This is a genomic window from Pedobacter sp. 10L46_2 (assembly GCF_056395165.1).
Genome location: NZ_JBFTIZ010000229.1, coordinates 1 through 10077 on the forward strand (window position 1 = coordinate 1; position 10077 = coordinate 10077).

Below are 10077 nucleotides of genomic sequence, written 5' to 3' on the forward strand. Positions count from 1 at the left end.
GCAAAGGACAAGGCAGAGGCAATAGCGGACTTTTCCTTGCTTCTATTGGCAAAGGTGATGCCGGTTACGAATTGCAAATTCTTGACTCTTATAAAAACGACACTTATACAAATGGACAGGCTGCAAGTATTTACAAACAATTTGTCCCTCTTGCCAACCCAACCCGCAAACCAGGAGAATGGAACAGTTACGATGTGATCTGGACTGCACCTACATTTAACGAAGACAAAACTGTAAAAACACCTGCCAGAGTTACCGTGTTATTTAACGGAGTATTGGTTCAGGATAATACTACATTATTGGGGCCAACACAATACATCGGAGCACCTGCATACAGACAAGCTCATGGCCCTGCGCCAATTAAGTTACAATCTCATGGAGATCCTAGCGAACCATTGAGTTTCCGTAACATTTGGATCAGAAATCTTTAATTATTGATTTTTTAGGTAAAGGGCTGTTCAAAGAATGCGAAATTCTTTGAACAGCCCTTTACTATTTATTAGAAAAATAAATCCAATCCAGATTAAACAGATCTTGCTTCTGATCTCCTGAAGCTGTAAATACAAAATAAAGATCATGATTACCTTTTGTTACCTCTATTGCGGCAGTTAACTCTTTCCAATCTGTTTTACCATCAGCCGCTGCTGCCGGTACAATAAGCCGGCTAATTAATGGCCCATTCATACTATCTAACCTCAATTCAATATTTCCTCCGGTGCCAATGACCTGTACATTATACTTAACCCGTTTTATGCCTGCCAGATCTATTTCATTAAACTTGATATAACTATGGTCTGCAATTCCAGTTGTATAAGCCATAAAAGCCGTAGTAATCGTAGCTATACGAACATTTCCCTTATCAAAATCTTCTGCCTGAACGTAAGGATTGCGCAAAGAAATATAAGCTCTACTATCTAAAGGTTCAATTCCATTAGCTCCTTTATCTCTATACGAAGCATTCAGCAGGTAACTTCCCTCCTTTCCTTTTCCAAGATGGTCTTTTAAAGGGATGCTATTTTTAAGAGGCAGTTTTCCAGATTTTCTAGAAAGCGAAAGAATATAATCGACCATTTCTGCAGCGTCATCCGGAGACACCGCCGGATGTGCTGACATAGCCCGCTCTCCCCAGTTCCCGCTACCGCCCTCAATGACCTTTTTAGCTAGCGTTTTCACTACATCTTTCTTGCCTGCATACCGCACCGATATCGACTTATAAGTAGGACCAACTGAAGCCTTGTCCATAGAATGACATGCCTTACAATCCAAATTAGCCAACATCCCCGACCCTTTAAGATATTTATAAGCTCCAGGATCTTGATTCCCGGCGAGGATAACTGCTACATCTTTTCCCTGAGGTAAATAACCGAAAGAGACCTTCACTTTATTCTGATCTATCACCTTATCCTCTACATCTTTAACCACAACCTGATAATCTAATAGCTGTCCATCCCAGTAAAAACTTCTATTTGAATTGCTTTTAATAGCTACCAACGGAGGGGTATTCCCAACATGTATTTTGGAAATTGCGGTTCCTACTGCCCCTTTATCATCCTTTACATTTAGCTCAACATTATAAATACCCGGCTTCTCAAAACTATATTTCACTTCCGATCCGCTGATTGTTTTACCTGCTATCATCCAGCTGAAATCAAGTTTATCTTCTTTATCAAAATCAACTGATTTATTACCTGACAAATTAACTAACAAAGGAGCAGCACCGTACGGTTTGTCGACCGTTATTTCCGCTATAGGTTTTCTATTTCCTTCCTGATACTCTATTCTTATGAGCTTTGCATCCGTATTTTTAGAGAACCAGTTAGTGCCATATTCTAGCATATATATTGCACCATCCTTACTAAATTGCATATCTACAAGGGCAGAAAACTTAAGGTGTTTTAAAAATGGTTCCATCTGTTTATAGTTACCGCTTTCATCAAAAGTAACCGCCATGATCCAACCCCTAATCCAATCGTAAATAAATAACTTACCATTATAATATTCCGAAAGTTTATAGGGCGCATTTGGGAATAGGTCGCTATAATAAATTGGGCCAGCAGCTGCAGTAGCACCACCACTTCCTACCATAGGAAAATGTTTGGAGGGCATTTTACCATACCAGATCATTGCTGGCTCAGCTGGAGGTAGCTCCTTTTCGCCGGTATTATTAGGTGAATTGTTTAAAGGCTTAGTAGGATCCTTTTTTTCTCCCGGCTGTTTGGTTGCATAATTATACAGCGGTAATGCCTGGTTGTTTCCTAAAAAATATGGCCACCCAAAAAAACCCGGTTTTTTAGCCTGATTAATCTCATCAAAGCTCATGTACTCGCCATCTTCACTTTCCACTTTTGTATCCGGACCAACATCCCCCCAGTATACATAGCCATTTTTTTGATCGATGCTAAACCGATAAGGATTACGGGACCCCATAGTATAAATTTCAGGTAAACCTTTTGAACCATCTTTAGGAAAAAGATTTCCCTCAGGAATAGAATAGCCACCACCATCTTTGGGAATAATACGAAGTATCTTTCCTCTTAAATCATTAGTATTGGCAGAAGTTGCCTGATCATCCGCCAGCCCTCTTCCCGGCCTTTCATCCACAGGAGTATAACCTTCCGTTTCCTCTGCGTTTGTATTATCACCTGTAGATAGATATAATATCCCTTTCGAGTCAAATGAGAGGTAACCTGCAGAATGGCAACAATATTTACGCTGAGTTGGAATTTCAAGCAATACCTGTTCCGATTTATTAATTAGCTTATCTCCAACTAACTGATACCGTGCTAACCTACTTTTTGACTCCTCTCCTCCTACCGCAAAATAAAGGTACACCCAATGATTTTCTGCGAACTTTGGATCTAAGGCTAACCCCAGCAGTCCATCTTCTATGCCACTAAAAACATTAATATTTGCTATAGTTTTAACTGACTTTGTTTTACTGTTATAAAGCTTTACAGCCCCCTTACGTTCTACAAAAAGTATATTCAGGTTAGGGAGTACGGCCATTTCCATAGGCTCATCCAATCCTTCAGCTAATACAATGCGCGTATACCGGCTACTATCAGGAACTGTTGTATCGATCTTACTTAATACTTGAAAACCATGATTCTCGTGTTTATTTTTCCAGATCCATGAGCTAAGCACTAAAATAAAAAATGTTGCCGCTACTAATAAATAATTTGATTTCATTTTAACAATTAAACATTAGCCAATAAAACCGATGAACCACTACGTTTTCTGCTCAAATCAGCAGCCTTTATAAAAGAGAAAATCTCCATGGTTTCCCTTTCAGAAACAGGAGGTTTACCCGTTTCAAAAAAACCTATGATCTCAGCTATTAGTGGAGAATAAGAACTAAATGGCCCCAATGTAGCTATTCCACCTTCTCCAAAAGCAGTACCTGCAATATTTGAAGCCCCATTACGTATTCCACGTACAGTTCCAACACGTCCATCTTCCCATACACCTGTTACAAAATCAACACCATCGTTATAAATTCTGGTCACCGTTTTACAACCAGGCCCCATAACTGTAAACAACATTTCTATCCCATGTATAGCATACCAAGCCATATCCATGTGGTTCGATTCAATCTCTGCCGGGGTATAAACATCAGCTCCTAATACCTTGCCAATACTTCCTGAAACAACCTTTTGTACATTGCCATCAAAGCGCAATGCTGAAGAGCTAAAAACCGGAGCATCGTATTTTTTAGAAGCAGCAAAGATTTTTTTCACATCATCCAGCGAAGCTGCAATGGGCTTGTCTATAAACATCCTTTTTCCAGCCTGCATCACTGGTAAAGCTTGTTCAAAATGTGGTCTTCCGTCAATGGTTTCCAACAGGACAACATCAACCTTCCTAATCAGTTCTTCAATCGAGTCCACTATTTCAACTCCATTTGCCTTAACAGCTTCAATGATGCCGGGTTTCATTTTTAATGCTGCAGGAATGTCTTTACTTCCATGTGGATAGGCTGCTATTACTTTGTAGCCCTTCATTTCCAGACCACCTCCATTAATAGCTTTGATGAAAACCTCACTATGCGAAGTATCCAATCCTATAATTCCAATACGTTTTCCTGTTTCCGTACGTAACGGCGACTTGCCTAACGAAGGCAAAGAATGAAGCAAACCTGCACCTAAACCTGCAAGTGCAGTGTTTACGATGAAAGATCTGCGATTAAAAGATCTCATATATATTTGGTTTTGTGTGTTTCTAACAAGAGACTATACAAACAATTCGTTCCTCATATCGAATGTATTCCATAGTACCCCAAAACAGAAAAGAAGCCTTGCTGATTTGAGAGCCGACATGAGTCGAGATAATTTGAGTGCTTTAATATTATGGTCTTTCAGAAATGAAAAGTTCTTCATTAACAGACAACAATCAACATAAGCAGCTGGAACACAGGAATGACGACGACACTTTTGAACAACCTCAAAACAATAATAAACAAAAAAAGACAATTATTAAATCCATTATTCGATTTAATAATTGTCTTTTTAAACAAGTGATATATTTTATATCGTTAAAATACTATTCTTCGTAAAGAGGTTGTTCTTTTTTAATAACAGCTGCACCAATTAAACTGATAATCAAACCATAAATCGTGTAACTCACCGCTACTCCAAATCCTATAAAAAAGATCATGTAAGGTCTCATCATCTCTACTCCCTTAACCTTGTTTTCATCATCACCAGCCGCAGCCTTTGCTGAATCCATTAGCTGATTAAAAGCATTTGTATCTAAAACCTTATAATAAAGGATAGTAAACACAGCTATAAACAATCCTGCATATGCAGCTACTTTAAAGCCCGAAGAAAATGCTTTACCAAAGCTTATATATCCACCTAATTCCTTTTTGTATGTAGTTTGCACAAATACAACAGCCATAATAAATGGAATATAGGAAGCTAGCGAGTATATAATTTTCTCTGCTACAGTGGTATTCGGGTTGTTCTGATCAACTCCTAGCCATTTCATCACAAACATAAGCACAAGGAAATAAACAGAATATGCTATTGCGCTTTTAAACGCCAGCATATTTGGATTCTTTTTCGGTTCTACTACTACTTCTTCTTCCATTTGAAAGTTTTAAATAAACGTTAATATATAAGTTAATAATAAAAGCTATTGCCTAAGCGGTAGCCGCATTAAAATTAGCGATTAAGGTATACACCGCAATATCAAACTCCTTGTTTGCACTAAAATCCTCTAGCTCTTTAATTATCTTATCATTGGCTTTAGGCTGATGGAAGAAAACCATAAAAGGAACAAAAAGATCTTCCATTTCTTCACCCAGATCAATCATCCCGGCATGACTGCAGATATCCTCAACACTTCCTTCAATCAATTGCTGGTTGCTGATCAGGTCTTCATAAATATGGAATTCATCCTGAAACTCGTCTTCCTCAACCAATAAGAATTCTTTAAGGAAATCACCTAATTCAGGTTTTATACGCTCGTCATGGCATTCATTGATATACAACAAAAGGTTCAGTAATTCTGTTCCCCTATCTATTGTTTCTTCTTCAATCCTTAGCCACTCTTCAGAGTCAAGGTAATCTTCTTCAAGTTTTTTAATGTCAATAGAAAAGAAATTAATCATCAGCAAATCAAAGAATACTTCTCTAAGCTCCTCAAATGATGGATGCTCATCAAAAACTTCATCAAACTCTTCAACCTTCTCTATAAAGCCAAGGTCTTTGTTAAACACTTCTACAAGGCTTTCCTCTAACTTAACCGAGTCATTACCAGATACCGCAGCAAATTTATCTAACGATGCAATTAGTGCGTCTTTTACATGATTATCCATATGATTGTAATTGTTTGTTATTAAATACCAGTTGAACTTTACCGGTCAGTTTTTTATTTAATAGTGGAGAATTGGCAGATTTAGAATAGTTACTGGCAACATTATACTCCCATTGTAAAGTAGGATTATAAACTGTAAAGTTGGCTTCAGCACCTTCTTCAATCACAGGAACTGCGAGTCTTAGTAATTTACGGGGATTTATAGAAAGCTTCTCCGCTATCTGCGTTGCATCAAGTCCGGCTTTTATAAGCAAAGGCAAAACAGTTTGCAGGGCAATGATGCCGTATGATGCAATTTCAAATTCAACATCTTTAAATTCTATTTCGTGCGGGCGATGCTGTGATCCTATTGCATCAATGGTTCCGTCTTTTAAACCTGTAAGCAATGCCTTCACATCAGATTTACCACGCAAAGGTGGCTTAACCTTGTAATTACTGTCGAAATCATTCAGCAACTCTTCTGTAAACACCAAATGATGTGCAGCTACATCACAAGTGATTTTCACACCATCTTTTTTAGCTTTCTTTATAAGCGCTACAGAACCTGCTGTTGAAATATTACTAATATGTACAGGAGCATTATGGTAAGTGGCTAAAAAGATATCGCGGCTAATGTGCATTTCCTCTGCTAACGATGGCAATCCTTTCATTCCCAATAACACGCTGGTTTTGCTTTCGTTAATCTGCGATTTTCCTGCAATGGATTTATTCTCAGGATATACCATTAAAAGTCCGTTAAAACCCTGGGTGTATTGTATTGCGCGACTCATAAAGCCATCGTCAACAATTGCCTTTCCTCCATCAGAAAATGCTACTGCACCCGCCTGCTTCATGTCGTACAATTCTGCAAGCTCTTTACCTTCCAGTCCCTGACTAACCGCTCCTATTGGCAGCACATCTACCAGATTGTTTTTTGCCCTGTTAATAATGTATTCCACTTCGGCCTTAGATTGCACCACTGGCTTAGTATTTGGCAAAACCGCGATCCCTGTAAACCAACAGCACCCTGGCCATCAAAAACCTGTTCGTTTTTAGATGCGGTCAGGTTGTTACCTATAGCCGTTATCTTTCCTTGTTCTACACGAACATCACATTTCTTTTGATTGAACTGGCTGTTTGGATCGGCAATAACTATACCCGTGATAAGAAGGTTCATGATATTTTTATGTTTTTTATGTTATTAAAGAATCTAATAAGTAGTATTTCACCGGCTAAAAAAACAATAGTTAAAATTAGGCAAAGTTTCCATAATTCACTGCTGCTATTTTTCCCTTCGATATTTAATGATTGTGCATCCTTTTTAGAATTAAATACTGCTACCTTTTGTTTGCCAAACAAGTTATTAAGCTGTGTTTCTGTAGCATAATGCATGTCGGATTCTGTACGGTTATCATTAAACGCTATAATGGCCAAAACAGAATCTGCTTTTTTTAATTCATAAAAGCCCGATTTCTTTACCTGATCTGCAACATATAGTAAAGTTTTTCCGGCAGTTTGTCGCACTTCAGGAATAACTTCAAAGTCATTCGACACCAATTTTAACGACTGATTAGCCAGAAGACTAATTTTTTCACTTTCTAATAAATTATTGAGGCCTATTGTATAATATAATGGTTGCTCTTTTGCACTTGCAAAAGCAATCTTATACATTAATGGTACAAAAACCGGGTGCTTAGGCAGGTTGCTATCCTTAATATCCAATGAACTTGATGAAAGATAAATTTTACCGGCCCCTACCGTATACTTTGCAAACAGGAATCTATTTAAAGGCAATTGCAAAATGCTTTCTTTAGCACTTGTATTCTGCTCAGTATAACTAAAATACCTGTTTACCAAGGGCAGATCTATATTTTTAGGAATCTGATCGAACACATCTTTAAAAACAGAGTTCTTTAAATCCATACTGCTTGCTAAAGGTGGCCCAGAATTTAATTGCTGAACCGCAGGCAGCGACAAGCCGGTTAAGAACGGAGTGTAAACATTGCTATTGGCATCAAGATCAGGAAAGATAACTACAGATCCTCCATTTTGTACATATCCTTTTAATTGCTGAGCGAGGCCTGAAGATGGTTCTTTTAGCCCGTTAAGTACTATTAAACTGTAATCGGAAAAGCTGGAGTATTTAATGTTCGACTCAGGCATTTCGGTAAGTTTAAAATAATTGTCGGATGCAAAGAGCGCCTTTATAAATTTATCAGAAGAATTGCCCGTGATGTTTAGCACCTTTAGCTCATTACTTACCTTAAAACTAAAATTCAGATCATCATCAAATGTTAAAGGAAAGTCCTTAATACTAATTACACCTTTTTGCCACCCGCTTTTTAATCCACTAAAAGATAAAGTGTCTTTAACTGACTTACCAGCCTCAACATTTATATTACTGATAGCTTTTTGCTGTTTGTTTATTGTTAGCTTTAAGGCTATGCCCGAAGCAAGCTCTTCACCATAATTCCTTAATTGGACCACAACCCTCTCTGCCTGCCCTGGTTGGTGTACCGGTGAAAGGCTCCAAACACTATCAACCGAAATATTCGGAAGGCTGTTGGCATTTAGCTTAATAAAAGTATAACTGATCTCTTTATTGGCCGCTAAAGGTTTATCACCTGCAAAACTATTCTGAAAGTCGGAAAGCAGATAGCAGATCTCGTTTCTATTTGCAGAAAAACTTGCCTGTTGTCTGTTTAGAATCTGTTGCAAAGTCTTATTTGCTGGTGATATCTTAATTTCATCCAGTAATTGAATAAACTCTTCTTTATTAACAAGCCTTTGGTGCTTGCCCTCAAAATCGTTTGTAATTAATTGAAACTGATCATTAATATCATATGACCTTACAATTTCCTTTGCCTTTCTTTTAGCTTCATCAAGTAAACTGCCCTCTTTGTTTACGGTCTCCATACTATAAGAGTTATCAATATAGATACTGATAACATTTCTCTGTCCCGGATTATGTTTGTTGCCCGAGGGGATAAAAGGCCTGGCAAATGCCAGCACAAGAAATACGATGGCCAATACCCTGCACAAAAGTACAAGCAAATTTTTAAGCTTTTCTCTTGAAGAATTTTGCTCCTTTGCCTCCTTTAAGAATTGTAAGTTGCTAAAATATACTTTCTTAAATTTCCTGAAATTGAATAAGTGAATTACAATAGGTATGGCTATTGCCAGCAGCGCGAAAAGAAAACCTGGGTATAGGAAATTCATTAAAAACCAAAGGTAGAACTTTTACATGAATTTTTTCATAGCATCCCATAAAGTTTCATCTAAACCATAAACATCTGGTCGGAACTGCAGACTACCGTTTTGCGACCATGCGGTTATGTAATTGATGATCAAGGGAACAGGTTTTTTAACGCCAAACCACTTAGGCTTTAACCTATAAACATTTACTGTATCAGCTTTTTTAGCCATTTTTTTTCGGTAAACCGCCATTCTGTTGGTATCTATTGGTGGCAGGTTTACTTCCATTCTTAGCTGATCGTATTCGTACTTATCTTTTACCAGCGTTTCAGCAAATTGTAACGGTTTTTCTACACGAACACAACCATGGCTTATTGCGCGGTTAGCTCTGGAAAATGCACTTTTATTGTTCGTATCGTGCAGGTAGATGCTCGATCCATTGTCGAATATAAATTTAAACTTACCTAAAGCATTCCCCTCTCCTGAGCTTCGAAAGATAATATGGATCTCTAACTGCCTGCCAGTAAATTTCACTTTGTGCAATGCTGACCGGAATATTCCATATCGGATTTACCTGTATAGAGTTCAGTTTACTGTATAGTAAGGGTGTTTCATGATTTTTCGGCTTATCATCCAGATTTCCCGATTTCAGGTACTGCTTAATTTTATCGGCATAACCTTCCTCGCGTTTCCCTCCAACACAAACTTTCATCTGGGTAAGTGTGTCCTGGTTTTTAAACCAGGTAAGCGAAAAATCAGGGATATTTACCTGCACATACTCATCGCCAAGCTCTGGCAATTTCCAGCGCAACCGCTCCATATTTACCATAATGGTTTTTACCATATAGCTTTTACTGCCAGAGTCGGCCTTGTATTTTGAAAGTTTATGCTGGAATACCTGATAATCGGGAGAAGAAGGTTGGATGCTTGTTAATAGTTTTTGAATGTCCTTTGTCTCCAGAACAGCAGTTACACTTAGGCTATCAGGTCTTTTTACCGGCACATAGTACCGGCTAAATAATTTCCTTGGATTGATGCTACCGTAATAAACAAAATTATTGTATTTGATAAGCCCCTCTGCAGCAT

Annotated in this window: 8 protein-coding genes and 1 pseudogene; 1 reads left to right on the forward strand and 8 read right to left on the reverse strand. The window is 38.0% G+C overall.

Features of this window, described 5'->3' with window-relative positions:
- On the forward strand, positions 1–431 hold a 431-nt coding region (locus tag AC1DDX_RS19980), incomplete at its 5' end, for a 3-keto-disaccharide hydrolase (RefSeq protein WP_477622466.1).
- A 61-nt stretch (positions 432–492) separates the two neighbouring features.
- On the opposite strand, the gene AC1DDX_RS19985 is transcribed toward AC1DDX_RS19980, so the two are convergent.
- From AC1DDX_RS19985 to AC1DDX_RS20020, 8 genes and pseudogenes are all read right to left on the reverse strand, one after another.
- Complete coding sequence (locus AC1DDX_RS19985; RefSeq protein WP_337715618.1) at positions 493–3189, reverse strand: PQQ-dependent sugar dehydrogenase; 2697 nt, start codon at positions 3187–3189, stop codon at positions 493–495.
- Between the two features lie 8 nt (positions 3190–3197).
- The gene (locus AC1DDX_RS19990) at positions 3198–4196 is read right to left on the reverse strand and encodes a Gfo/Idh/MocA family protein (RefSeq protein ID WP_337715620.1); all 999 of its coding nucleotides are present in this window, start codon (positions 4194–4196) and stop codon (positions 3198–3200) included.
- Between the two features lie 343 nt (positions 4197–4539).
- Complete coding sequence (locus tag AC1DDX_RS19995; RefSeq protein WP_337715622.1) at positions 4540–5088, reverse strand: DUF4199 domain-containing protein; 549 nt, start codon at positions 5086–5088, stop codon at positions 4540–4542.
- 52 nt (positions 5089–5140) lie between these two features.
- Complete coding sequence (locus AC1DDX_RS20000; protein ID WP_048904318.1) at positions 5141–5818, reverse strand: hypothetical protein; 678 nt, start codon at positions 5816–5818, stop codon at positions 5141–5143.
- Complete coding sequence (locus AC1DDX_RS20005) at positions 5811–6755, reverse strand: dihydroorotase (protein WP_477622467.1); 945 nt, start codon at positions 6753–6755, stop codon at positions 5811–5813. The genes AC1DDX_RS20000 and AC1DDX_RS20005 overlap by 8 nt, the downstream gene beginning before the upstream one ends.
- Positions 6716–6973, reverse strand: a complete 258-nt coding sequence (locus AC1DDX_RS20010) for a hypothetical protein (protein ID WP_477622468.1) — start codon at positions 6971–6973, stop codon at positions 6716–6718. The genes AC1DDX_RS20005 and AC1DDX_RS20010 overlap by 40 nt, the downstream gene beginning before the upstream one ends.
- Positions 6970–9015, reverse strand: coding sequence for a BatA domain-containing protein (locus AC1DDX_RS20015; protein WP_337715624.1), 2046 nt, complete (start codon positions 9013–9015; stop codon positions 6970–6972). The genes AC1DDX_RS20010 and AC1DDX_RS20015 overlap by 4 nt, the downstream gene beginning before the upstream one ends.
- A 21-nt stretch (positions 9016–9036) precedes the next feature.
- A pseudogene (locus AC1DDX_RS20020) lies at positions 9037–10060 on the reverse strand (L,D-transpeptidase family protein).
- Positions 10061–10077: the final 17 nt, after the last annotated feature.